The 23,379-nt window shown below is 62.6% G+C and carries 18 protein-coding genes and 1 pseudogene; 5 read left to right on the top strand and 14 right to left on the bottom strand.

Features of this window, described 5'->3' with window-relative positions; all coding sequences use genetic code 11:
• The first annotated feature begins 46 nt into the window (after positions 1–46).
• Positions 47–1,666 (top strand): ABC-F family ATP-binding cassette domain-containing protein, encoded by a 1,620-nt coding sequence (locus DC347_RS11160; protein WP_109045486.1) that lies wholly within the window; start codon positions 47–49, stop codon positions 1,664–1,666.
• 48 nt (positions 1,667–1,714) lie between these two features.
• Here the strand turns inward: DC347_RS11160 and metH are convergent, their stop codons facing one another.
• The 7 genes and pseudogenes from metH to DC347_RS11125 all read right to left on the bottom strand — a co-directional run bounded on the left by metH (position 1,715) and on the right by DC347_RS11125 (position 10,785).
• Positions 1,715–5,359, bottom strand: coding sequence for a methionine synthase (metH, locus tag DC347_RS11155; protein WP_109045485.1), 3,645 nt, complete (start codon positions 5,357–5,359; stop codon positions 1,715–1,717).
• 370 nt (positions 5,360–5,729) lie between these two features.
• Positions 5,730–5,930: pseudogene (locus DC347_RS21940) on the bottom strand (DUF4193 family protein); the annotation flags it as partial.
• 46 nt (positions 5,931–5,976) lie between these two features.
• Entirely contained in the window at positions 5,977–7,089 is a 1,113-nt protein-coding gene (locus tag DC347_RS11145) for a hypothetical protein (protein WP_109045484.1), read from the bottom strand.
• Between the two features lie 175 nt (positions 7,090–7,264).
• Complete coding sequence (locus DC347_RS11140; RefSeq protein WP_133247086.1) at positions 7,265–8,038, bottom strand: hypothetical protein; 774 nt, start codon at positions 8,036–8,038, stop codon at positions 7,265–7,267.
• Between the two features lie 69 nt (positions 8,039–8,107).
• Complete coding sequence (locus DC347_RS11135) at positions 8,108–9,241, bottom strand: ImmA/IrrE family metallo-endopeptidase (protein WP_109045482.1); 1,134 nt, start codon at positions 9,239–9,241, stop codon at positions 8,108–8,110.
• Positions 9,238–9,951, bottom strand: a complete 714-nt coding sequence (locus tag DC347_RS11130) for a hypothetical protein (protein WP_109045481.1) — start codon at positions 9,949–9,951, stop codon at positions 9,238–9,240. The genes DC347_RS11135 and DC347_RS11130 overlap by 4 nt, the downstream gene beginning before the upstream one ends.
• A 132-nt stretch (positions 9,952–10,083) precedes the next feature.
• Positions 10,084–10,785: an HIRAN domain-containing protein gene (locus tag DC347_RS11125; protein ID WP_109045480.1), complete on the bottom strand. Its 702-nt coding sequence runs from the start codon at positions 10,783–10,785 to the stop codon at positions 10,084–10,086.
• A gap of 448 nt (positions 10,786–11,233) precedes the next feature.
• Here DC347_RS11125 and DC347_RS11120 point away from each other — a divergent pair, with 448 nt between their 5' ends.
• Positions 11,234–11,800 carry a recombinase family protein gene (locus DC347_RS11120; RefSeq protein ID WP_109045743.1) on the top strand — a complete coding sequence of 189 codons (567 nt, stop codon included), beginning with the start codon at positions 11,234–11,236 and terminating at the stop codon, positions 11,798–11,800.
• A gap of 683 nt (positions 11,801–12,483) precedes the next feature.
• Here the strand turns inward: DC347_RS11120 and DC347_RS11115 are convergent.
• The 7 genes from DC347_RS11115 to DC347_RS11085 form a co-directional block, all read right to left on the bottom strand.
• Positions 12,484–13,497: a LacI family DNA-binding transcriptional regulator gene (locus tag DC347_RS11115; RefSeq protein WP_109045479.1), complete on the bottom strand. Its 1,014-nt coding sequence runs from the start codon at positions 13,495–13,497 to the stop codon at positions 12,484–12,486.
• 27 nt (positions 13,498–13,524) lie between these two features.
• Positions 13,525–14,415, bottom strand: coding sequence for a sugar phosphate isomerase/epimerase (locus DC347_RS11110; protein ID WP_109045478.1), 891 nt, complete (start codon positions 14,413–14,415; stop codon positions 13,525–13,527).
• 191 nt (positions 14,416–14,606) lie between these two features.
• Positions 14,607–15,695 (bottom strand): ABC transporter permease, encoded by a 1,089-nt coding sequence (locus DC347_RS11105; RefSeq protein WP_109045477.1) that lies wholly within the window; start codon positions 15,693–15,695, stop codon positions 14,607–14,609.
• 35 nt (positions 15,696–15,730) lie between these two features.
• On the bottom strand, positions 15,731–17,242 hold the full coding sequence (locus tag DC347_RS11100) for a sugar ABC transporter ATP-binding protein (RefSeq protein WP_109045476.1): 1,512 nt from the start codon (positions 17,240–17,242) through the stop codon (positions 15,731–15,733).
• The gene (locus DC347_RS11095; RefSeq protein ID WP_109045475.1) at positions 17,239–18,282 is read right to left on the bottom strand and encodes a sugar ABC transporter substrate-binding protein; all 1,044 of its coding nucleotides are present in this window, start codon (positions 18,280–18,282) and stop codon (positions 17,239–17,241) included. The genes DC347_RS11100 and DC347_RS11095 overlap by 4 nt, the downstream gene beginning before the upstream one ends.
• Positions 18,283–18,366: 84 nt before the next feature.
• Positions 18,367–19,374, bottom strand: coding sequence for a zinc-binding dehydrogenase (locus DC347_RS11090; RefSeq protein WP_109045474.1), 1,008 nt, complete (start codon positions 19,372–19,374; stop codon positions 18,367–18,369).
• Complete coding sequence (locus tag DC347_RS11085) at positions 19,374–20,327, bottom strand: aldo/keto reductase (RefSeq protein ID WP_109045473.1); 954 nt, start codon at positions 20,325–20,327, stop codon at positions 19,374–19,376. The genes DC347_RS11090 and DC347_RS11085 overlap by 1 nt, the downstream gene beginning before the upstream one ends.
• Before the next feature lie 301 nt (positions 20,328–20,628).
• Here DC347_RS11085 and DC347_RS11080 point away from each other — a divergent pair, with 301 nt between their 5' ends.
• The 3 genes from DC347_RS11080 to DC347_RS11070 all read left to right on the top strand — a co-directional run bounded on the left by DC347_RS11080 (position 20,629) and on the right by DC347_RS11070 (position 23,324).
• Positions 20,629–21,807 (top strand): Gfo/Idh/MocA family protein, encoded by a 1,179-nt coding sequence (locus DC347_RS11080; RefSeq protein ID WP_109045472.1) that lies wholly within the window; start codon positions 20,629–20,631, stop codon positions 21,805–21,807.
• The gene (locus DC347_RS11075; protein WP_109045471.1) at positions 21,804–22,811 is read left to right on the top strand and encodes a sugar phosphate isomerase/epimerase; all 1,008 of its coding nucleotides are present in this window, start codon (positions 21,804–21,806) and stop codon (positions 22,809–22,811) included. Before DC347_RS11080 ends, DC347_RS11075 begins: the two co-directional genes overlap by 4 nt.
• A gap of 108 nt (positions 22,812–22,919) precedes the next feature.
• The gene (locus DC347_RS11070; protein WP_109045470.1) at positions 22,920–23,324 is read left to right on the top strand and encodes a tautomerase family protein; all 405 of its coding nucleotides are present in this window, start codon (positions 22,920–22,922) and stop codon (positions 23,322–23,324) included.
• Positions 23,325–23,379 lie beyond the last annotated feature (55 nt).

The following is a 23,379-nucleotide window of genomic DNA, read 5'->3' as shown; positions in this document are numbered from 1 at the left end:
TGGCGAACCGCGGCCCAGCCGCCCAACACCCTGTTTTGGGAGCACCATGCCTGCAACAAAAAATCCATCCATCGTCCTCACGGACGTGCATTTCCGGTGGCCGGACGGCTCGCCGGCGTTGTCCGGGATCTCCGGGAGCTTCGGGCCCGGGAAAACCGGGCTCGTCGGAACGAATGGCTCCGGGAAGTCAACGCTGCTGCGACTCGTGGCCGGGACCCTCACACCGACGGCCGGCAGTATCAGCACGGGAGCCGACGTCGGCTACCTTCCGCAGACCCTAACGCTGCACGACGATGCCACCCTGATGGAGCTGCTCGGGATTAGGGACAAAGTCCGTGCCCTGCGGGCTATCGAATCCGGCGACGCGGCGGTGGAGCACTTCGATGTGCTGGGCGACGACTGGGACATCGAGGCCCGTGCGGACGAGGCGCTGGAGGGGATCGGCCTGACCGGCGTCGGACTGGACCGGCGCGTGGGCGAACTGTCCGGCGGGGAAGCCATGCTGGCCGCCATCTCCGGGCTCCGGATCCGGCGCACCCCCATCACCTTGCTGGATGAACCGACGAACAACCTGGACCGCGGGGCACGCTCGGCGCTCGGAGGGATGCTGGCTGACTGGCCGGGCAGCCTGGTGGTGGTCAGCCACGACCTGGCACTGCTGGAACTCATGGACAGCACGGCCGAACTGTACGAGGGAGGGCTCACGGTATTCGGCGGCCCGTACAGCGAGTGGCAGGCGTACCTGGACAGCCAACAAGCCGCAGCGGCACAAGCAACCCGTGCCGCTGAACAACTGGTGAAGAAGGAAAAACGGCAAAAGCAGGAGGCGGAATCGAAGCTCGCCCAACGGGCCAGGACGGGCAAGGCCAGCTACGACAATAAGAAGGGATCCAAGATCCTGATGAACCAGCGGGCCTCTGATGCCCAGGTCTCAGCCGGACGAATGCGTTCCGGCATGGACGCCAAAGTGCAGGCCGCGCAAGCGGCCCTGGACACCGCCGTATCAAGGGTGCGGGACCAGGACCGGATATCCCTGAACCTTCCCGACCCGGACGTTCCGCGCGGCCGGCGGATCGCGGAACTGCGGGGCACCAACCGCTCCTTCGTGGTGCAGGGCCCGGAGAAGGTGGCCATCACCGGACCCAACGGCGCCGGCAAGACCACACTGCTGGAACGCTTGATGGGCGGTGTCCCGTGCATGGAGGGCCAAGCCGGTGGAAGCCTGCTGACGGACCGCGCCGGCTACCTGCGTCAACGCCTCGACGGGCTGCGGGAAGAGGCCACAACCCTCGAAAACGTGCAGGACGCCGCGCCGGACGTGCCTGCGGGCGATATCCGCAACCAGCTGGCCCGGTTCCTCCTCCGCGGCGACAGCGTGAACCGGCCGGTGCAAACGCTCTCGGGCGGTGAGCGGTTCAGGGTTTCCCTGGCCCGGCTGCTTTTCGCCGACCCGCCGCCTCAAGTCCTGATCCTGGATGAGCCAACCAACAACCTGGACATCCGGAGCGTTGACCAGCTGGTGGAGTCGCTCGGGGCCTACGGCGGCGCCGTCATCGTGGTCAGCCACGATGACGCCTTCCTGGACCGGTTGGACCTGGACCTCATCCTCGGCATGGGACGCGATGGGTCGTTGACGGAGCTGGCCTCGCTGCCTGGCGCGGAATGACAAGAGCCCGGCGCCGCTTCCGGCGCGGACGGCCGGGCCGGCGCCGGCTCACACCTTGAAGTACTTGGCCTCCGGGTGGTGGAACACGAACGCATCGGTGGACTGTTCCGGGTGCAGCATGAGCTCATCGCTCAGGACCACGCCCATACGCTCGGGTTTCAACAACTCGGTGACCTTGCGGCGGTCCTCCATGTCAGGGCAGGCGGGGTAGCCCAGGGAGAACCGGGCGCCGCGGTAGTCGAGCTTGAAATACCCTGCCGTGTCCTTGGGCTCCTCGGCCGCGAAGCCGAGCTCCTTGCGGATCCGGGCGTGCCAGAACTCCGCGAGCGCCTCGGTGAGCTGCATGACCAGGCCGTTGAGCTCGTAGTAGTCGCGGTACTGGTTGGCCGCGAACATCTTGGACGTGAACTCTTCGATCTTGGAGCCGGCGGTGACCAGCTGTACAGGCAGCACGTCGATCTGTCCCGATTCGCGGGACTTCACGAAGTCGGCCAGGCACAGGTGCCGGTCGCGACGCTGGCGCGGGAAATCGAACCGCAGCCGGTCGCTGCCGATGGGACCGCCTGAACCACCGTCCGGGGCGAGCAGGCCCGCCTGGCCCAGGACGCCGTCGGGATCCTCGCCGTGGTGCAGCACCACCACCTGTTCGCCTTCGGAGACCACGGGGAAGTAGCCGTAGGCGACCGACGCGTCCAGCATGCCCTCGCCCAGGATGCGGTCCAGCCAGTAGCGCAGGCGCGGCCGGCCTTCGCGTTCCACCAGTTCCTCGTAGGAGGCGCCGTCCTCGCCGCGGCCGGGCTTGAGGCCCCACTGCCCCATGAAGGTGGCGCGCTCGTCGAGGAAGGCGGAGTAGTCGTGCAGCGAGACGCCGCGGACAATCCGGGTGCCCCAGAACGGCGGCGCAGGAACGGGGTTGTCGGTGGCGACGTCGGACCGGCCGGGCATGGCCTCGGGCTCGGTGATGGTGAACTTCGGGCCGCCCTTGTGGATGCGCTTCTTCAGCGGCGGCAGGCCCACGGAGTCCGGGTCCTCGCCGCGGGCCACGCGGACCAGCGGTTCCATGAGGGCAAGGCCCTCGAAGGCGTCCTTGGCGTACCTGACGGTGCCCTCGAACTGTTCGGCCAGGTCCTGCTCCACGTAGGCGCGGGTGAGGGCGGCGCCGCCCAGGATGACCGGCCACCTCTTGGCCAGGCCGCGGGTCTGCAGTTCGGCGAGGTTTTCCTTCATCACCACGGTGGATTTCACCAGCAGCCCGGACATGCCGATCACGTCGGCGTCGTGTTCCTCCGCGGCAGCGATGATCTCGGCAATGCCCTGCTTGATGCCGATGTTGACTACCTTGTAGCCGTTGTTGGTGAGGATGATGTCCACCAGGTTCTTGCCGATGTCGTGCACGTCGCCGCGGACGGTGGCGATCACCATGGTGCCCTTGCCGGAGGAGTCGGCCTTTTCCATGTGCGGTTCGAGGAGCGCCACGGCGTTCTTCATGACCTCGGCGGACTGCAGCACGAACGGCAGCTGCATTTCGCCGGCGCCGAAGCGTTCGCCCACCACTTTCATGCCCTCAAGCAGGTGGTCGTTGATGATGCCGAGCGGGGTCATGCCTTCGCCGCGGGCCAGGTCCAGGTCCTCTTCGAGGCCCTTGCCTTCGCCGTCGATGATGCGCCGTTCCAGGCGGGCGCCGGTGGGCAGGGCGGCGAGTTCGGCGGCGCGCTGGTCCTTGAGCGCTGCGGTGTCGACGCCGGCGAAGAGGTCCAGCATGCTGGCGAGGGGGTCGTAGGTGGTGTTGCCGTCGGCGTCGTATTCGCGGCGGTCGTAGACGAGGTCCAGGGCCACCTTGCGCTGCTCTTCCGGGAGGGAGGCGAGCGGGACGATTTTGGCGGCGTCGATGATGCCACTGGTCAGGCCGGCCTGGACGGCTTCGTGCAGGAACACGGAGTTCAGGACCATGCGGGCGGCCGGGTTGAGGCCGAAGGAGACGTTGGAGACGCCGAGCGTGGTGTTGATGCCGGGGTACTTGGCGGTGATCTGGCGGATGGCCTCGATGGTTTCGATGCCGTCGCGGCGGGTTTCCTCCTGGCCGGTGGCCACGGGGAAGGTGAGGCAGTCGACGATGATGTCCTCCACCCGCATGCCCCATTCGCCCACCAGGGCGTCCACCAGGCGGGAGGCGATGGCCACCTTGCCCTCGGTGGTGCGGGCCTGGCCCTCTTCGTTGATGGTCAGGGCGATGACGGCGGTGCCGTGTTCCTTCACCAGCGGCATGATGCGGGCGAAGCGGCTGTTGGGGCCGTCGCCGTCCTCGTAGTTGACGGAGTTGACCACCGGGCGGCCGCCGATGAGTTCCAGGCCGGCCTGCAGGACTGGCGGCTCGGTGGAGTCGATGACCAGCGGGAGGGTCGAGGCGGACGCGAATCGGGAGACGACCTCTTTGATGTCGGCGACGCCGTCGCGGCCCACGTAGTCCACGCAGACGTCCAGCAGGTGGGCGCCGACGCGGATCTGTTCGCGGGCGATGTCCACGCAGTCGTCCCAGCGTTCTTCAAGCATGGCCTGGCGGAAAGCCTTGGAGCCGTTGGCGTTGGTGCGTTCGCCGATGGCCAGGTAGGCGGATTCCTGGTCGAAGTTCACGTGCTGGTAGAGGGAGGCGACGCCGGCCTCGCGCTCGGTGGGGATTCGCGCCGGTGCGTTGCTTGCCTTGGCATCCACGGCTTTGGTGCGGAAGGGGGCAAGGCGTTCGACGACGGCGGCCATGTGCTCCGGCGTCGTACCGCAGCAGCCGCCGACCAGGCCCAGGCCGAATTCGCGCACGAATTGTTCGTGCGCGGTGGCGAGTTCGGTGGGAGTGAGCGGGTAGTGCGCGCCGTTGGCGCCGAGGATGGGCAGGCCGGCGTTGGGCATGCAGGCGATGGCCACGGAGGACTGCTTGGAGAGGTGGCGGAGGTGCTCGCTCATCTCGTCGGGGCCGGTGGCGCAGTTCAGGCCAATGGCGTCGACGCCGAGCGGTTCGAGGGCGGTGAGGGCGGCGCCGATTTCGGAGCCCATGAGCATGGTTCCGGTAGTTTCGACCGTCACCTCGACGAAGATGGGGAGCCGGACGCCTTTGGCGACGATGGCCTGTTTGCAGCCGTTGACGGCGGCTTTGGTCTGCAGGAGGTCCTGGCTGGTTTCGATGAGGAAGGCGTCCGCGCCGCCGTCGATCAGGCCCTCGGCCTGCAGGGCGAAGGTCTGCTTGAGGTAGTCGTAGCTGGTGTGGCCCAGGCTGGGGAGCTTGGTGCCGGGGCCCATAGAGCCGAGGACCCAGCGCATGCGGCCGTCTGTTTCTTCCGCGGCTTCGGCGCGTTCGCGGGCGATCTCCGCACCCTTTCGGGCGAGCTCCTCGATCCGGTCGTCAATGCCGTAGTCGGAGAGGTTGGACCAGTTGGCGCCGAAGGTGTTGGTCTCGACGGCGTCGATGCCGGTGGCGAAGTAGGCGTCATGGATATCCGCGATGACGTCCGGGCGGGTGTCGTTGAGGATCTCGTTGCAGCCCTCGAGGTTCTGGAAGTCCGTGTCGAGCTGGAGGTCCCGGCCCTGGAGCATGGTGCCCATGGCGCCGTCGGCAATGACCACCCGGTGGTTCACTGCGTCCAGGAGTTCCTGGGAACGGGCGGGGCGGGGGACGGACTCGATGTCCAGTGCGAAACGAGGCATTTAATCAGGTTACGTGTGGGGGCGCCAACGTTGCGCTGTGTGTCCGGATGCTACGGCGGGAAGGAAGGTCCTAAGTTGGCCCAGGATCGGAGTCGGCCGGACACCGGCCGGAACCGATAACCGACGTTATGTAAAGCTGTGGCTGAGTGGGGTACTCCCCGAAGGCTTCCGGCGACACCCTCGAACGGCTCTGAAGGACTGCGTCAACCGCAGCAATCGGGTGCGCCCTCAGCCCTGCCTGCAATTGGCGAAGCTACAGTCGAATAGCGGTTGACCGGAGCTTCGGTCCATTTTGCGCCGGCGAACCTGAATATTCCCTGTGAACCGGGCAACGTCGGTTCTGACAGGGGACGTTATGAACGCTAGGGTCCTGCGGAAACACCTGCACGATGAGCTCATCAGAGATGATTTCACCGCCCAGGTGTCAGTCCTTCGTCGAGGGCGTCGGGCCTCGTCCAGCTGGGTGACGACGCTGCGGGCATCAAGGGCGTTCGCAGACTGCAAATCATCCAGGGAACGGTCCTGGGATTCCTTGACGTCGGAACGGGACTTCGTCATAGTCGGCTGCCACGTAAGTGCTTCATCCTGCACAATACCGGTGCGTGATGCGCTGTTGACTAAAGGGCAGAGTGCAGTGCCGCCATAAATGTTTTTCCATTCGGGGTCGGCGACAGCATCCACCGAGTCAAAACGTCAACGAAATGGTTCAGGTGCCTCACGACTCGATCAGACACGGCATCGGGGTCCTGCCCGGTGTAGGCGCGGATTGCGTCGTCAATAGTGCTGCCGGTTCTGAGGTTCTTGGCGATGTCCTGGAGGCCGAGGTGAATCAGTCCATTCCGCAGCTTCGACTGTCCCAGAACCCATACCGATTCAGGATCATCGAGAAACGCCAGGACCTCTTCGGAGTGCAAGGTGGTGGTGCCATCTGCCCTCATATTTGCCACAGCAGTCAGGGCCTGAAATAGGGCGACGAACCGATGCTTGCGTGCAGCAGCCTCGCACCAAGGGCAGAGTGACCGGGCCGCGCTCATCAGCGCGGAGCAGGAAATGCTGTGAGCCGTCAGGAGGGCTGCTGCCAGAGCCGGCTCGAGTTCACCACCGAACAATCGCGGCAGCGCTACCGAGCTCTTACCGTCGAACCACTGAAAAGCCTGCACCGGACCAGGCTCATGAAATTCAATGCCGGAGCCGCGAAGCAGGACACCAGCGATGTTACCGAGCCCGGTGCTCAACTCCCGTACCGCCGGACCGACAGTTTCGAGGTCACTGACCTGCTCAGGTCCGAGACCGGTCAGATAATGTGCGCTCACAAGACTGGTGTACGGCCTGCCATCGAGGAACACGACTGACAGATCGTCCCGGAGAAAGTCGAACAGCCGGCCCCGTCGACCAGGAGGGAAAAAGGCGCCGCGGTTCGCCTGGAGAAGCTGATCGAAGTGCGCGACAACGCCAGGGAGATTCCGCTGTTTGTCCGCGAAGAATTTGCCACTCATCCTTGCTGCCTTCGCCGTCTCCGCGTCCCAATCCGCGTCCAGTTTCCAACCCAGAGTCCTGCCGAAGTAAAGCTGCGCCTCGTAGGCCGCCATGGTGCCGTACTGAAGTAGGGCTATCTCGGCGGCGATAGCGGAATGCGGAAGCTTCCGTAAAGAACCAGCCACGTAGTGCATGTCAGCACGTGCTATCTCGAGGGCGATGACCTCAATGGGGTCGAGTTCTGGGAGGGTCATGGTTCCTTTTCTCATTGCCCACAGTGAAACGAAAGCATTTGGATGAAACGGGCAGTCTTCACAACAGTGCCAACTTGTACGTCTACTGCACTACAACTGCGGGCCTTTGCGAACACCCTCCTGCGCTCATTACATCTGCTGACCTTCCCGGGCGGATCGCCACTGGCCGCAATAGCTAGCTAAAGGCCATCCGCCAAGGGGATCCGTCGGTCCAGCCGATGCCCTCTAGGAAGATGTCTTCAGCAGCTTCTATGGCATCGTCCAGCAAAGGATCGTCCGGACTGGTCTCGGCGAATAAATAATCCGTCCAGTTGCGCTCCTTCCGGGACCATTTGGACAGCAACCCGGGATACCAATAGACCCACAGGTAGTCCAGAGCTACATGTTCGTCCAAGGCGGGCAGCAGATGCCCGATGACCGGTCCCCCGCTGACGAGCTCCAGCGCCAATCCGTCCATGGGATGAATGATCAAAAAGGCATTTCGGGACATGTTGGAGGATCCAACTTTCTGCTGCAGGGCCTCCGAAGCCTCCTTGACCTTCTTCGAGCCCAGTTCAAGAATCTCAAGGGCATTCTGTATTTTGACCTGGTACGTGTCGCCCAGCCTCACGTTGTACTCGTGCTTGCGCCATTTGCCTGGAAGCGACTTGACCTCAACAGCTGCCCGGAGCGATCCGCCGAAAGGCCAGGCACTTCGAGAGCCGAAACGCTCGAACACAAGGTCGACGCCGCCATCTTCGTCTACCTCCACGGGCAGGGAATACAGGGCTGTCATGAGAATCGCCGCAATATGCTCCCCGGATCGCACCTTCAGCTTGTCCGCCCCAGGCATCTGAACCAACACCTGCGCGGCATTGATCAGGGCCGCGGCAGACGTGGCCACCACAGCAAGCCCTTTCGGTCCGCGTTCCGGCGGAGGTTCTCCCCAAATACTTGTTTCGCTGCGCATACACGCCTTTTTAGCGCTTCAACGAGGTCCGGTCTCCTTGGTCTGCAGTGCCCGTATGAGGGCTCTCGGTCAGCGAACCAGCGTCAGCCTAGGCCGCTCGTCCACAAGCCCCAGTACTTGGCGAACCCTTTCCGGAGCCCATCTGAGCTCATTTGCCAGATCGGCCACAGAGAATCCGAACTTGTCAGCAACTTTCATTGCTTCGGTCAGCAGCATCGGGACCTCTCCCGGGTAGTTGGCCACGGACGCTTCCTGCCGGTTGCCGGACCTTAGCTTTTGATATCCACGTCGAACGGAAACGTCTGAAGCGCCCTTGAGTTCTTGCATGCGAAACACCAGAGCCTCCGGCGACACACCCCACGTCTGGCTGATTTGGCCAAGCCGTGGAAGGTTCATGGTGGTGGGGAGAACCGGCTCTATTTCTGCCCGAGGCATCAGGAATTCGGCAGCAAAAGCGTCAGCCTCGCGTTCTTGCCGCGGGTCCCCGACAGCGAGTTCACGATGGAGGATGAGATGGCCGAGTTCGTGGGCGCATGTAAACCTGTGCCGGTAGACAGAACGGGCCCTTTCCGGGGTCACGACGACGATGGGGCGGTTGAGTGCTGCCGTAGAGAATGCGTCCACTCGCGCGGTTTCATCTTCGTCGCCACGGAGAGTGAGAACCGAAACCACGATGCCATTGCGCTCCATGAGTTCCACCAGGTTGGGAACCGGGCCGCTGGGCATCTCCCAGTAGGCTCTGAGGGCTCTGGCCGCTTCTACGGCGGACATGCTGCTGTCCGCTTCGTTGAACGGGACATTCACGTCCGGGAAAGCGACCCGCTTTTCAAGTGCGAAAGTTACCTCCCACACCTGTTCGACAAAGGACGTGGCCTTGAGCCTCTCCGACGCTCGTGTCGAGCGAAGACTGCGGAAGTGGGCCTGAGAAACGTCCAGTTTTCCAATCGGCCGGCCCATCGCAAAGAAGGCAACGGGCTGCCCTAATTCCTTGGCCAGCAGACCCAGTATTTCTGGACGTGGTGTCACGCCGGCCTCGTATTGGCCGATAGCCGCTCCCGAGACACCAACCGCGTCGCCAAGTGCTTGCTTGGTAATTCCTGCCAACCGCCGCGCCTGCGTCAGCCTGGCAGGATCAAAGTAATCTCTGACAGCCTGGGCCGACATCAGTTCTTCGGTTGAAAACAGGGTGAGCTGCTTCGTCATGATCCCGATGCTTCCTTAGGCATCAGGTTGAGGCCACGGCGAGGCTCGGAATCGAAGCCCCTCGGCTCCGCCTTTGCTGCTGCATCCACTGAATCCGCATGGAACAGCTCCTGGGCGTTTTGCAGGATAAGCGTGCCGTCCTCATCCAACTGAGCATCAGCCCACACTGCATGATGCAGTGCCTGATGGCTGCTGGCATAGGCAACGACTACTACTGGGTGATGCTTAAGCGACTCAGAACCGTCCAGTTCCTGGAGAGCGTCAACGAGTTCGATTTCCTCGCGCGTCAGGGTGGCGCGGGCGCCGTCCCCGAGGTCAAGCATGCCCTGTGATGGACCCACCGGCATTGAGAAGGTGCCGATCCGGGAATCCGAAGTTCCATACTTCTGCTGACTCAGGTCGGCCGTCGCCACCCTGGAGTACCGCCAGGCAACGAGAGCCGTGCCGTTGACTACGAGTACTTTGGGCTTGCCGCGGCCAGGGCGCTTGAACTCAACTCCCTCGAGTCCCGCCACCGCCTCCTCGAGCCTCTCCTGGACGGTGTAACTCACCTGACCGTAGGACCGCTTATGCTTCGACTTGATCAGCGCCTGGCCGTCGGCATGCTCATTGTGGCAGTCCGAAAGAGTGCTACGGATGATCTCAGGAAGGCTCTTTCCGTGGGCACCAAAGCGACGAAACGACCATTCGACGTCGACCGCGTTCTTCAAAGCAACCTCCTGTAGTTTTGTACCTGAAAGCTACATGATCACTTTAGAAATATCCAAGAACGCGACACTTTCCGCGTGTCGTCCGCTCGGATGGCTCAGAGCTGGCAGCACTGTTCAGCCCGCGGCCCCGGTTCAGTCACGCTGGAGAAATGCCAGCATTTCTGGAGTAGTCAGCAGAACGCGTGGTGAGGAGGCCTTGCTCTGGATAATGATGCCGTCCAGCTCCTGGCTAGCATCCAGTAGCTTTGCGACCCAGGTGGCCCGCTGCTTGTTCACGTAGCCGATCTTCTTCGCAGGCGGCCCGGCGTAGATGGCGACTGCATTGGAGTCGTGTTCGTTGGCTGGTTCGCGGACGGCTCGGACGCGCTGCCCGTTACGGAACCTGAAGGGCTTCTCCGGGTCTTCGTAAAAGCCCATGCCAACCACGCGGAACGCGAAAATCCGGAAGTGCCGCAGGGCAAGAATGTTGTAATCAATCAGCTCCCCATTGGGCAGAGCCAAGTCGAGGCCGTTGTTGGAGGGTACCAACCTCAGCGGCGGCATCCCGTCAGGACCGGCCACCAGCTGGCTCGTCGCGGCTGCCGACGGGACGTATCCCGCGCGATAGCTCTTGACACTTTGGCCCGCGGCGGCGGCCCTAATCTTTTCCGCTTCGTAGTTGCGCACAGCGCGCGGCCGCCCGGACTGCGTGACGGGTTCAACTGGCAATGCTTCCACGGCGACGACCGGTGCCTGTGCAGGTCGCGGCCTGACTGCGGGCGGATCTGGCTCCGGGACGTTCGCTGATTCTGCATGCCCGGCGAAGGCCGCCTTTACTTTGTCCCATATCCCCATGGGCTGACTCTATCGAGTGCGGGAAACGAGCGCGTGTCCGAACCGCAGGAAGCAGCTCAATCCCGGAAGGGAACTGACTTTCCCAGCTTCAGACAAGGCCAAACTGCGGGGCTACTGCATGCTGACTGCATTACAGCTGCAGATTCGCGTCGCGGATGGTGTTACAGACGTGATCCGGTGCACTCGTCATCGGCCTGGGGAATGACCTGCGCAACTAGCGCTCTTCAGCAATGAACTCACCCCCGGGAGTCAGGCCGTCCAGTGTGTCCGCCTCGTCGAGCTCCTACTGGTAAGCGTGCATATTCGATTTCGAACTATTCGCACCAATTGAAGACGCCATTCCTCGGGTCGGAGCACACCCCAACCAGACGATCGGGACACCTTGTCCTGGCTTTCTTTTGAGAGGAGCCTAGGACTCAACCTGACAGGACGACGGTTGGAGGCGGCGGTGGCAGGACAACGGATCGGGTACGTCCGAGTAAGCACTCTTGACCAGAATGAGAAACGCCAGCTCGAAGGCCAGGTTCTGGACCGGGTCTTCACGGACAAGGCCTCCGGCCGCGACACTTCCAGACCGGAGCTTACGGAGTTGCTGCGGTTCGCCCGGGATGGGGACACCGTGGTCGTGCACAGCATGGACCGGCTCGCCCGGAACCTCGATGACCTGCGGGCCCTTGTCCAGGGCCTCACGCGTAAAGGTGTGCGGGTGGAGTTCGTCAAGGAGAGCCTGGTCTTCACCGGCGAGGACTCCCCCATGGCCAACCTCATGCTGTCCGTCATGGGTGCCTTCGCCGAGTTCGAACGCTCCCTCATCAGGGAACGCCAGCGGGAAGGCATTGCCTTGGCCAAGCAGCGCGGCGCCTACAAAGGACGGAAGAAGACCCTGACACCGGACCGGGCAGCCGAACTCGTCCAACGCGCCGGCACCGGTGTTCCGAAAGCACTTCTTGCCCGTGACTATGGGATCAGCAGGGAGACCGTCTATCAGTACCTCCGCAACGCAAAGTTGGAGTGATCCGCTCCCCTGCCTGGCCGTCAATGTGCCCTTGGAGCGCACAGCCTTTAGCTTTACAGAATCTTCATTATCGGCGTTAAAACAGGAGTTCCTGGGCGGCGTGAAGGCTTAGTCGGCAGTCGTCGTTGATTCCCGAGGCGGGTTGATGGAATTGCTCTTGCGGTTTTCGTTTAGGACTGCCGGTCTACGTTTCGTCCGTCTTTGCTCTGCACAGGTCGCAGGGGCGTTGTGAGCCATACTTGTTCGCGTCGCTGCCCCGGGATGCGACCAAGGTCGCGCATCCGCCGATCACCTACAACGATGAGTGCGGCGTGATGTTGTCCCGCATGTTTGATTACCGCATCGGCCGGTGCACTTTTAAGGCAGGCCGCCTCAGGAATTACCTTTGCAGGAGTCGTCACCAGGGCGGACGCTCGACGTGCAGCGGCGTCTTCGGCATGGGATGTTTGGCGATGGAGGGGGGTGGAACCTGCTGCCCCCGGCGCCGTAACCAACAAGGCCGAGACGAAGATCTGCCCTCCCGGTTGTCGGCCCATCATCGAGGTCGAGCGCGGTTCTTGAGGTAACACTCTTTTAGTCCCTTTCGGTGTGCGTCTGCAGAAGTCCTCCGCTCCGCGGGATTGGGTATGAGGACGATTCTCGCCGCGCTCCGGAGGCCGCGTTCCTTTCCTGATGAGGGATGTCTACGGTGCCAGCGGTGCGGTGGTTCCGCGGCTAACGATGGCGGGTTGGACAAGGGTGCGTTGGGGTGGACGGCCGGGGTCGGCTATGCGTGACATCAGAGCCTGGGCAGTGAGAAGGCCTACTTCTTCGCTCTTGTCGTCAATGGATGTTATGTCCAGGTACCGCGACTTGGCGAGAGGTGAGTTGTCATAGCCAAGTACCGATATGTCACCGGGGACGCTGAGTCCCCGGGCTTTTATCGCCGCCAGAGCCCCTACGGCCATGGTGTCGTTCGCTGCGAAAATCGCGGTCGTGTCGGGGAAGTGCTCCAGGAGGGCAACAGCGGCTTGATAACCGTCTTCTTCGGTGGTTCCGTGGCCCATTCCCCACAGGCGCAACGGGATGCCGGCTTCTGCAGTACGGGTATGGAACCCGGACCTTCTGTGGGCCGCGGCGCCCCCGGAACCGGTGAGATGACCAATCTTGGTGTGCCCGAGCTCCAGCAGCGTGTTGGCAGCGAGCCTGCCTCCGGCTTCGTCATCGTTGGCAATAAGGTCGGAGGCTTCCGGGATTTTGTCCCGCCAGCCGGCCACGACGGTGGGCGTCCAGGGAGTGTGAAGCATTGATTCCCGTGGTTCCATCGCGATAACGAGGCCCGCTATGTGCATGGATAAGAGTCTCTCCACGGTGCCTTCGCCTGCGACTACCTCTTCAGCTGAATCAGCGACCGTGACTTGATAGCCGAGTGGTCCCAGTTCCTGCTGCATCCCCCTGAGCAAACCGACAAACCAGAGATTCCGGTAATCATCGATTACCAATCCAATGCTTTTGGTTTCGCGGCTGGCAAGAGTGGTTGCTGCGCGACTTGGCCGGTAGCCGAGCTCCTGAATTGCTGCCAGCACAGCGGCCCGTTTAGCGGGGCGAACCGATGCTGAATTGGTGAGCACCAAGGAGACGAGGGACTTTGACACGCCTGCCCTGGTGGCAACGTCGTAGATCGTCGGACGGCGGCTCCTCGAGGCATCGGCGGTCATGGCATACAGCCTTTCATTTAAGGTTACTCATGACGAAATGCGCTCAATGCTCGTTGGAATCGCCGCGGTAAAACAATCGGCGGCAGCTCCCAGCGCCAGGCGTGCGGCTTTTTCCGGTTCAAGTCGGCGGTGATCGATCGACATCATTTCCACTCCCCATGGTCCTGTGTACCCGAGGGCGCGCACAGTCTTGATGAAGGCGACGACGTCAAAGTCTCCGTGTCCGCAAAGTTTCCTATGGTCGAAGGTATCCTCGTAGAGATTCTCCGAGGGCAGGGCCAAGCCGTCATCAAGTTCGACGGCAAAAATTGAACCAGGGGAAACTATATCGCCGAGCGCCCCGTAGGGGGTACCTCCTCGATAGATGTGCCAGATGTCCAGCAGAAGACCGGCGTTGGGATGGTCAACTGCACGGACCAGTTCCGCGGCACGTTGGATGTTGGGCAACATCGAGAAAGCGGCTGCTTCAAGGGCTATTTTGACTCCCGCCCTCGCGGCTTGTTCGGCCAGTGCATGGAGCCGTTCCTGCAGGGAGCCTTTGTCTACTATTTGCCCTAGAAGGCCGGCACCGACTTTTATGTGATGGGCGCCGAGCGCCGAGGAAGCTTCTAATAGTGCAGTACGTGTTGCTGTGGCTTCCGGGGTATCAGTCCACCAGCTGTCTAGGTATTCCAGTTCCAAATGGTTCAGTCCGTGGTCCAACAGCATGGCCTCGATTTGCCGGTAGCCGTGTTCATCCCGGGCTGACACTACGTCCTCGATGCCGAAGCCGATTCCCGTGTAGCCAGCCTCCGCCGCTGCCTGGATTCTCTGGCGAAGAGGTATCGGGCTCAGGGGACCTGTCCGCAGCGGCATGACGTCTCCGGCCGTAGTCCAGCAGGTTGCCAGGAAACCAGGTGCTGGATTCTTCTGTTCCATCCGATTCCTCTCGCAGGTAAGTGGTGCTGATAGGTCATCAGCGGGCCACCATCCGTGCTTTCACACAGGCGGTGACCCGCTTCAGGTCGGCTTTTAGGCTCATTACCGGCGTGTTCCGTCTGCCCCCAGCCGGTGCCCAACTTTCCGGGGCGTTCGGTGCGCCGGAGGGCGCAGGTTCACGGGTCCCCTTCCTAGGAGGAGGTCATTGCCTGGCTGCGGCTCTTCTTTTGGAATGGTGCCAGGACGGTGTTGCGTACCTCTGCGCTGCCGATGAGGAGCGCGCCGAGGATGATCGCACCGTAGGTTGCGTCGATCCAGAAGGACGGAACGTTGGAGAGCACGAGGATGTTGTTGATCATGCCGAGCAGGAGAACACCGGTTGCAGCGCCGATGATGGAGCCCTTGCCGCCGTCGAGGCTGATGCCGCCGATGACGGCTGCTGCGAAAACGGTGAAGATCAGGTTCTCACCCTGGTTGGCGGTGACGGATGCGATGCGGGTTGACAGGAGGACGCCGGCGAAGCCGGCCATGACGCCGCCGAAGACGAACAGGCCGACGGTCATCCGAAGCGTCCGGACGCCCGCAGCTTTTGCGGCCTTTTCATTGCCGCCCATGGCGTATATACGGCGTCCAGTGGGGACGTAGCGCATGAAAACGGCGGCGACGATAACGACGATGACGAGGATCCACACGTCCAGTGGAATGCCGAGCGGGGAGGTCGTACCGATGAACGCCATGCTTTCGGGAAGGTTCGAGAAGGTCTGGCCCTTGGAGATACCCAGGGTGAATCCCTGAAGGAGAATCAGCATGGCCAGGGTGACGATGAAGGCGTTCAGCCGGAGTTTGCCGACGAGGAACCCGTTGACGAGCCCGACGGCGGCCCCAAGGCCGAGGACGATCAGCGGCGCGGCCCAGGAGGGCAGGTTTGCACCTGAGCCGCCATCGGCGGCCGGGGCGATCAGCCACACGGCGAGCATGGGTGCCAGGCCGACGACGGACTGCATGGACAGATCGAAGTAGCCGCTGATGAGAATGATGCTCTGGGCGATCACCATGACACCGAGGACCGCTGAGGTCGACAGGATGTTGTTGATGACGTTATCCACCGAAGCGAAGTAGGGCACGAAGACGGTGCCGGCGATCGCGACGACGATGATGACCGGGATGAGGGCCAGTTCGCGCAGGCTGCCGCCAAAGGCCGTCCAGCGCCGCCGGGTATGCCCGGCCGAAGGGGCCGGTGTCGTTGCCGACCCGGAGATTGGGGGTGTTGCTGTGCTCATTGTGTTCTCGACTTTCAAGTTTTGCTGGGGGCGTTTCATGCAAGTGCGACGTCGCCCTGGACTGCGGCTGCGAGGTCGCTTTCTGTCCAGGGAGCGGTAAGTTCGCCTACGAGACGGCCACGGAACATGACCAGCAGGCGGGAGCAGCCGGAGAATTCGCTTTCATCCGAGGAGACGATGAGACCGGCGCGGTCATTTCCGCGCACGGCGTTGGTCACCGATGCCACGATCGATCCCTTGGCTGCGACGTCGACGCCTGCAGTCGGGTTGACCAGGATGAGCACTTTCGGATCGGAAGCGAAGGTCCGCGCCAGTGCGACTTTTTGTTGGTTGCCGCCGCTGAGTTCGATCGTCGCCTGGGAGCCGGACCGTGCCTTGATCTCCCATTTCTTCGCCAAATCCCCGTAAACGTTCCGCCGCTGTCCCCCATTGATCAACCGCAAGGAGTTCCGGAGCCTCCCCAGGATAGTAAGGGTGGCGTTCTCTTCGTTGGCCATCTCCGGGATGAACCCGGCGTCATGCCGGTCGCCGGGCAGGTACCCGATCCCGGAGTTAATGGCTTTGCCGACATTGCCGGTTGAAACGCTGCGACCAGCCACCTCTACTGTTCCCGAGGTGGCCGGAAGCAGGCCGGCGAGGGCGTCAGCGACCTGGAAGATTCCCGAGCCGTCCAGCCCGACCAGGCCAACGCACTCCCCCGGCCGGATGGAGACGTTGAAGTCCTTGACGATGTCCCCGATTTCGAGGCCGGTCACGGTCAGGATGGGCTGTGCGCCCAGCGTGGAGGGGTCGACGGGGGTTCCGCTGGTCTCGGCCGCGGCATCGACCGCACCACCGACCATGGCCTCAACGATGTCCCGGACGGTCAGGCCTTCGAGATTCCGGGTGTGAACGACGCGCCCGTCACGGAGGACGGTCACCGAATCGCAGACTTCGAAGATTTCCTCGAGGTAGTGCGATACGTAGACCACGGTGATGCCGCGGTCGCGCATTTCTCCCAGTCTTTCGAAGAGGGTTCGGGTGGCGTCCCCGTCCAAGCCTGCGGTGGGTTCATCGAGGAGGAGGATGCGTGCGCCGCTGCTGACGGCCCGGCAGATCTCGACGATTTTGCGGTGGAGCGGGTCGAGTTCGGCGACGGGCATGTCCGTTATTTCCCCGATTCCCCATTCCTCGAGGAGCCTCGTGGCTTTGAGGCGCATTGCCTGCCAGTTGACCAGACCCGCCTTGGTGGTCGGGTAGGTGCCGAGGGAGATGTTTTCTGCGGCGGTGAGGTCCGGGACGAGGGTGCTGTGCTGGTACACGCAGGCGACGTTGTCCTGCACTCCGCCGGCGTCGACACTGCCGGGGAATCCGATGGTTCCTCCGTCAGGGGTCAGCAGGCCGGTGATCATGGAGATGAGGGTGGATTTTCCAGCACCGTTGCGGCCCAGAAGGGCACGTACTTCTCCGCGGTCAATGATGAGAGATACGTCGTCCAGTGCCAGCGTTGTTCCGAAGCGTTTGCTGACCCCGTCGATCCGCAGAGCGGGTTGTGTCGTCGTGCTCATTGGTTGGCCCACAGGGTCTTGTCGTCAACGTTGGCCTTGGTCACCACCGGGGAGGGCAACGAGTCGGCCAGCTGACCGGCGGAGTTCTTGGAAATGGTGCTGCCGTGATCGGTGGCCCCTTCGCTGAACGTCTTGCCTGAGGCTGCTTCATTGGCGTACTTCACGCTGTACTTGGCGTAGTCGTTCAAGGGCTGGGCGATGGTGGCGTCCTGGTAGCCCTTGCGGATCATGTCCAGTGCATCCGAGGTTCCGTCGATGCCGACCAGGGTAACGTGGTTGGCCGATCCTGCCGGCTGGAGGCGATTCAGGTCCTGCAGCACCTTCTGGATGCCGGGGACGAAGAAGTCGCTGGCCATGAAGATGCCGTTGACGCTGGAGGAGCTCAATAGCGTCTGGGCGGCGTTGGTTGCCTTGTCCATCTCCCAGTTGGTGGGCTTTGAAACGACGGTGATGCCGGGGAATGAGGACTTCATGCAGTCGCCGAAGCCGGTGCTACGGTCGCGTCCGTTGGCAGAGCTGAGGTCACCCTGAAGTTCAAGAACGGTCCCCTGCCCCGAGAGTGCTTTGCCCATCTGCTCGCAGGCCTGTTTGCCCATGGCGACGTTGTCAGCGCGCACAATCATCGCCACGTTGCCGCTGTCCGGGGCCTGGTCGACCGTAACTACCGGGACCTTCTGATTGTTGGCCTTCTGAATCGCCGGGACAATCGCCTTGGCATCGACCGGGTTGACGATCAAGGCCTTGGGGCTCTTCGACAAAGTTGTCTGCACATCGCTGACCTGCTTGGCAGGATCGGAGTTGGCGTTCGTCGGGGGCAGCAGGTTCACGCCCTGCTTCGACGCTTCATCCTGCGTCGCCTTCGTCAGCGCAATCTGGAACGGGTCGGTGAGCTTGGAACCGGCGTACCCAATGGTCGTGCCGCCACCGCTGCTGTTGCTTCCCGGAGTGGAAGTTGATGCACAGGCCGTGAAGCTGAGGGCGGCAGCGACTCCGAGCGCAGTCACGGTGCCGAGGCGGCCAATCGAGATTGAAGAGGTCATTGGTTTTTTCCTTTGGTTATGGGGCGTCAATGCCCCGGAGGAGAGAGGGTGATGTTGCTGAACCTGATGCTGACAGGAGTGGTATTAGGACGGCTTGATGAGGTATTTCACGGCCGACGGCGAGGACCGCATATTGGTGAATGCGTCGATCGCGCCTGGCAGATCGACGATCCCGCTGATGAGCGGGCTAACGTCGACGACGCCGCGGGCAAGGAGGTCGATCGCCATCGCGAATTCCTCGACATAGATGAAGCTGCCGCGGATCTCGATTTCCTTGAACAGGAGGTCGGCTGCCTGGTAGGAGGGAGGCTTACGGGCGAACCCGGTCACGGTGAGCCGACCGTGGGGACGCAGGACCCGGATTGCCGTGTCCGTCACTTGGGCGACGCCGGTGCACTCGAACGCGAAGCGGGGGGCTGATGCCGGGTTGGAAAAATACTCCACAGGATCTACTTCGGTGGGGTTGAGAACATGTGTAGCTCCGACCTCCAGGGCCTTTGCTCGGCGTTCGAGGGAGGTCTCCACGACGGTGACCTCTGAGAGGCCGGCAGCGCGAAGCAGCATGGTCACGAGCAGGCCGATCGGGCCGGCACCGAACACGACGGCCTGGTCGCCCACGGAAGCTTCCGAGCGGCGTACTGTCCGCAAGGCAACCGCAAGTGGTTCTACCCATGCACCCATTTCCAACGAGACGGTTTCCGGAAGCCGGTGGACCATTCGCGCCGGGACGGACACCTTGCTTGCCAGGCCTCCAGGCTGGGCCAGGCCAATGACGTTCACCCAAATGGCACGGCACATGGTCAGTTCCCCGGCCATGCAGAAGGTGCACTGGCCGCACCAGCCGCCATTCGGGTTGACGCAGACGCGTTCGCCGATTGACCAGCCCTCCACTTCAGGGCCGACACCGCTAACAATGGCTGAGAACTCGTGGCCCATCACGGTGCCGGAGTGGAAGTCCGGTTCGGCGGCATGGAGGTCACTGCCGCAGATGCCGCAAAAGGCCACGTCGAGCAGCAGGTGTCCGGCTTCGAGTCCAGGTTCGGCAACCTCTGTGAACTGCTCACAGCCGGCACCGAAGACGATGGCTTTCATCAGGTTTCCTGCTTTGCAGCGGCCGCGTTGTTTTCCGGCAGGCCGCTTGTCCACACACGGTCCTCGATTGCCGGCCGGAATGCGAGCAGCTCCTGAAGGAGCTCGTCGTTGATTTCAGCGTCTGTAGCTTCAACGGCAGAGCGGAGGTGCGAGATCTTGCCGGTTCCGATCAGCGTGGTGACGCAACCGGAACGCTGGGTGGCGTACTGGTTGGCGATGAAGGCGATGTCGGCGCCACGGCTGGCCGCATGGGCGACCATTTTTGCTGCGGCTTCACGGATCGTCGAACTTGCCGGATGCTCTATTGCGATGCTGGAGCCTCTCGGGGTCAGCAGGCCCAGGGCTACAGCTGCGGCATTGATAAGTCCGACGCCGCGTTCTGCAGCGATGGGTGACAGCTCGCGTTCCAGAGTGTCATCCAAGAGTGTGGCGTGGGAGTAGGTCAGGAGAACGTCGAGCTCGGTTTCCCTCATGGCGCGGCCCATGGTGGACGGCGGGTATCCGGTCATGCCGATGTAGCGGCACTTGCCTTCCTCCCGGAGGTTCACCAGTTCTGCGTAAGAATCCTCGAAGAGTGGCCCCAGAGGGACGAACTCGATGTCGTGGAACTGAAGAATATCGACATAGTCGGTGCGCAGAAGCTCCAGGCTCTGCTCGACGCTTCGACGGATACGGGCAGGCGAAAAGTCGAAATCGTCGAACCCGTACCGCCCGGCCTTAGTTCCCAGGATGATCTCTGACCTTCTGCCGGCCAGGGCCTTTCCCAACCGCTCTTCGGCGCTTCCGTAGTACGGGGAGGTGTCGATGAAGTTGATGCCGAGGTCGAGGGCTTCGTGGACGACCTTGAGGGCGTCTGCTTCGCTCAGGGGCCCGAACAGCTCCCCCAGTGGGCCGGTTCCGAACGCCAGTTGTGAGACCGTGAGGTCCGTCTGGCCAAGTTGGCTATATTTCATCGTTCAACTTCCTTGTCAACGATGGACGCGCTGCGCGTCCCGCGGTTTGTGGCGCCTTTTAGGAGCGCTCCAAACTTATTGACCAGAATCCTTGCATCCGCTGCGCCGCTTTGTCTATAGGTCCTGACAAATTCTTTCTGGGTCCTTATCGCACCAACGGAACGTTGACGTCATGAAACATTTGCCGCCCCATTGACAGGACAAAGTACCAGTCCTAGTGTTTTCTGGAGCGCTCCAAGGAGGGCACCAGGGCTGGACGATCTGCCTTCCGGCCCCTCAATGGATTTCAAGGGAGAATCACATGACAAAGGACATTGGAGTCGCCGTTATCGGTGCGGGCATGGCGGGCAAGGCCCACGCCGCAGCCTTCCGGACCGCCTCCGCACTCTACAACCCGGTACTGCCGCCCGTGCGGCTGGTATCCATCGGCGACGTCAACGCTGAATTTGGGTCGCTTGCGGCGCGCCGCTTCGGCTACGAACGTAACGACACCTCCTGGCAGGCCATCGCCGAAGCCGACGATATTGACGTGGTCAGCGTGGTCATTGCCAACTCTCTGCACCGCGAAGTCGTCGAAGGCCTCCTGGCTGCCGGTAAGCACGTGCTGTGTGAGAAGCCGCTGAGCGACACCCTCAAGGACGCCCGGGCCATGGCGGATGCAGCCCGCAACGCCAAATCGATCGCACGCATTGGATTCACCTTCCGCCGCACGCCCGGCATCGCCTACATCCGCGACCTCATCCGTAACGGCACCCTGGGCAAGGTCCTCCACTTCAGCGGCCGCTACTGGACCGATTACGGCTTCAGCCCCGAAGCGCCTATGAGCTGGCGCTACAGGGGCGGTCCGGGCTCCGGCGCCCTTGCTGACGTCGGAAGCCACCTGGCTTACGTCTCCGAGTTCCTCTGCGGTGACATCAAATCCATCAGCGGTGGCCGCCTGACCACCGCCATCGACAAGCGGCCGCTGCCGCTGGGCGCCGTGATCGGCCACGATCACGGCGCCGTCAGTGACGTCTTTGAAGCCGTCGAAAACGACGACTACGCCGCGTTCAACGCTGAGTTCGAGCAGGGCGCCGGAAGCTTTGAAGTCTCCCGCGTCGCAGCAGGCCACGCCAACAGCCTCAACTTCGAAGTTTTCTGCGAGAACGGTTCCGCGAAGTTCGACCAGCGCCGCCCAGCCGAAATCCAGCTTTTCCTCAACGACGGCTCCGGCACCGAAAGCGGCTACCGCCAGGTCATCCTCGGACCCGGCCACCCCTACATCGGCGGCGGCTTGGCCATGGACGCCCCGGAAGTCGGATTCGGCCAGAACGACGCCTTCGCTTACCAGTCCCGCGCATTCCTCGAGGAAGTCGCGGGCCTGAGCGAGGCAGAATCACTGCCGCGCTGCGCCACCTTTGACGAAGGTGTCCGCAACATGGAACTGCTCGCCGCCGTAACCGAGTCCGCCCTCAATTCAGGAAAGACGGTGACTCTGTGAAGCTCGGCGTCTACAACGCAATCCTGCACGACCGTCCGCTGCCCGAAGCCCTGAAAGTCATCGCCGACCTCGGCCTGACCGGCATCGAAATCAACTCCGGCGGCTTCCTGGCCCCGGTGCACATCCCCACCTTCGACGACATCCTGGAAAGCGACGCCGCCCGCGACGACTACCTCGCCATTTTCGAAGGCACCGGCGTCTCGATCGCCGGCCTGAACTGCAACGGCAACCCGCTGCACCCCAACCGGGCGATCGGCGACAAGCACGCCGAAGACATTCGTCGTTCCATCAAACTCGCCAACCGGCTCGGACAAAACAGTGTCGTCACCATGTCCGGCCTGCCCGGCGGCGAGCCGGGAGCAACCGTCCCGAACTGGATCGTCAACGCGTGGAACTCAGCCGCGCTCGATGTCCTGGACTACCAGTGGGGCGTCGCCGCCGAGTTCTGGAAGGAAACCGACAAGCTGGCCCGTGACCTCAATGTCAAGGTCGCCTTGGAACTGCACCCGCAGAACCTCGTGTTCAACCCGGCCGACGTCTACAAACTCATCGAACTCACCGGAGCCACTAACGTGGGCGTCGAGCTCGACGCATCCCACCTCTTCTGGCAGCAGATGGATCCGGTAGCAGTCGTCCACGAACTTGGCCCGCTGGTCTTCCACGCGGCAGCCAAAGACGTGCGCGTCAACAAGGAAACGGCCGCCGTCTACGGTGTCCTCGACAACCGCTTCCGTCGGCTCTCCCCCGACGAGAACCGCACCAACCTTGGGGGTGACGAATGGGCTAACGAATGGCCCAAACCTGCTGCCTGGGACTTCGTCGCCCTCGGCAAGGGACACGACACCGCCTACTGGACCGAATTCCTGCGCGCCCTCCACGAAGTCGACCCTGACATGCTCATCAACATTGAGCACGAAGACGTCGAGCTGGGCCGCATCGAAGGCCTGAAAGTCGCAGCCAAGGTCCTGAAAGACGCAGACGCGGCACTGACCGTTTCGGCCTAGCACCCGGGGGCTCGCCACCAGGGCACACCGTCCAGCACCACCCCACACAAGTCCTGCCGGTCTTGCTGGCTTCCTTCCAGCAAGACCGGCAGCCCTCAAAGGAGACATATGCCTCTCGTCCGCATCGACGTCAACGAAGGCCGGAACGCGCAACAACTCCGCGACCTGAGCCAAGCCGTCCACGACGCCATCCTTGCCGAGTACGGCATCCCTGAACGGGACTATTTCCACATCCTCACCGAACACCCGCTCGGGCAGATCTTCGCCCAGGACGCCGGTCTGGGATTTGAACGCACAAAGGATGTGGTGATGATCCAGATTTTCACCCAAGGCGGCCGGTCGCAGCAGGCCAAACAATCCCTCTTCGCCACAGTCGCCGCCAAGCTGTCCGACGTCGGGGTCGGCGGCGAAAACGTCTTCATTGGTTACGTCGAAAACACCCCCGGCGACTGGTCCTTCGGATTCGGCCGCGCCCAATACGTCACCGGCGAACTATCCATCCCGAAGAAATAGCACTAAGCACCCAGCCGCAGGGCCACTCATGCCCCGGACAGCCGACCCACGGCTC

It is taken from the genome of Pseudarthrobacter sp. AG30 (genome assembly GCF_003116525.1).
Lineage (GTDB): Bacteria > Actinomycetota > Actinomycetes > Actinomycetales > Micrococcaceae > Arthrobacter.
The sequence above is the reverse complement of the archived record's forward strand: the minus strand, read 5'-3'. Positions and strand labels throughout refer to the sequence as shown.

What these genes read in the sequence shown, in the direction of transcription:
- DC347_RS11160 (WP_109045486.1), top strand. Translation starts at nt 47, where the DNA reads ATGCCTGCAACAAAAAATCCATCCATCGTCCTCACGGACGTGCATTTC.
- metH (WP_109045485.1), bottom strand. Translation starts at nt 5,359, where the DNA reads ATGCCTCGTTTCGCACTGGACATCGAGTCCGTCCCCCGCCCCGCCCGT.
- DC347_RS11090 (WP_109045474.1), bottom strand. Translation starts at nt 19,374, where the DNA reads ATGAAAGCCATCGTCTTCGGTGCCGGCTGTGAGCAGTTCACAGAGGTT.
- DC347_RS11110 (WP_109045478.1), bottom strand. Translation starts at nt 14,415, where the DNA reads ATGGAACAGAAGAATCCAGCACCTGGTTTCCTGGCAACCTGCTGGACT.
- DC347_RS11105 (WP_109045477.1), bottom strand. Translation starts at nt 15,695, where the DNA reads ATGAGCACAGCAACACCCCCAATCTCCGGGTCGGCAACGACACCGGCC.
- DC347_RS11080 (WP_109045472.1), top strand. Translation starts at nt 20,629, where the DNA reads ATGACAAAGGACATTGGAGTCGCCGTTATCGGTGCGGGCATGGCGGGC.
- DC347_RS11100 (WP_109045476.1), bottom strand. Translation starts at nt 17,242, where the DNA reads ATGAGCACGACGACACAACCCGCTCTGCGGATCGACGGGGTCAGCAAA.
- DC347_RS11085 (WP_109045473.1), bottom strand. Translation starts at nt 20,327, where the DNA reads ATGAAATATAGCCAACTTGGCCAGACGGACCTCACGGTCTCACAACTG.
- DC347_RS11145 (WP_109045484.1), bottom strand. Translation starts at nt 7,089, where the DNA reads ATGACCCTCCCAGAACTCGACCCCATTGAGGTCATCGCCCTCGAGATA.
- DC347_RS11095 (WP_109045475.1), bottom strand. Translation starts at nt 18,282, where the DNA reads ATGACCTCTTCAATCTCGATTGGCCGCCTCGGCACCGTGACTGCGCTC.
- DC347_RS11140 (WP_133247086.1), bottom strand. Translation starts at nt 8,038, where the DNA reads ATGCGCAGCGAAACAAGTATTTGGGGAGAACCTCCGCCGGAACGCGGA.
- DC347_RS11070 (WP_109045470.1), top strand. Translation starts at nt 22,920, where the DNA reads ATGCCTCTCGTCCGCATCGACGTCAACGAAGGCCGGAACGCGCAACAA.
- DC347_RS11125 (WP_109045480.1), bottom strand. Translation starts at nt 10,785, where the DNA reads ATGGGGATATGGGACAAAGTAAAGGCGGCCTTCGCCGGGCATGCAGAA.
- DC347_RS11135 (WP_109045482.1), bottom strand. Translation starts at nt 9,241, where the DNA reads ATGACGAAGCAGCTCACCCTGTTTTCAACCGAAGAACTGATGTCGGCC.
- DC347_RS11115 (WP_109045479.1), bottom strand. Translation starts at nt 13,497, where the DNA reads ATGACCGCCGATGCCTCGAGGAGCCGCCGTCCGACGATCTACGACGTT.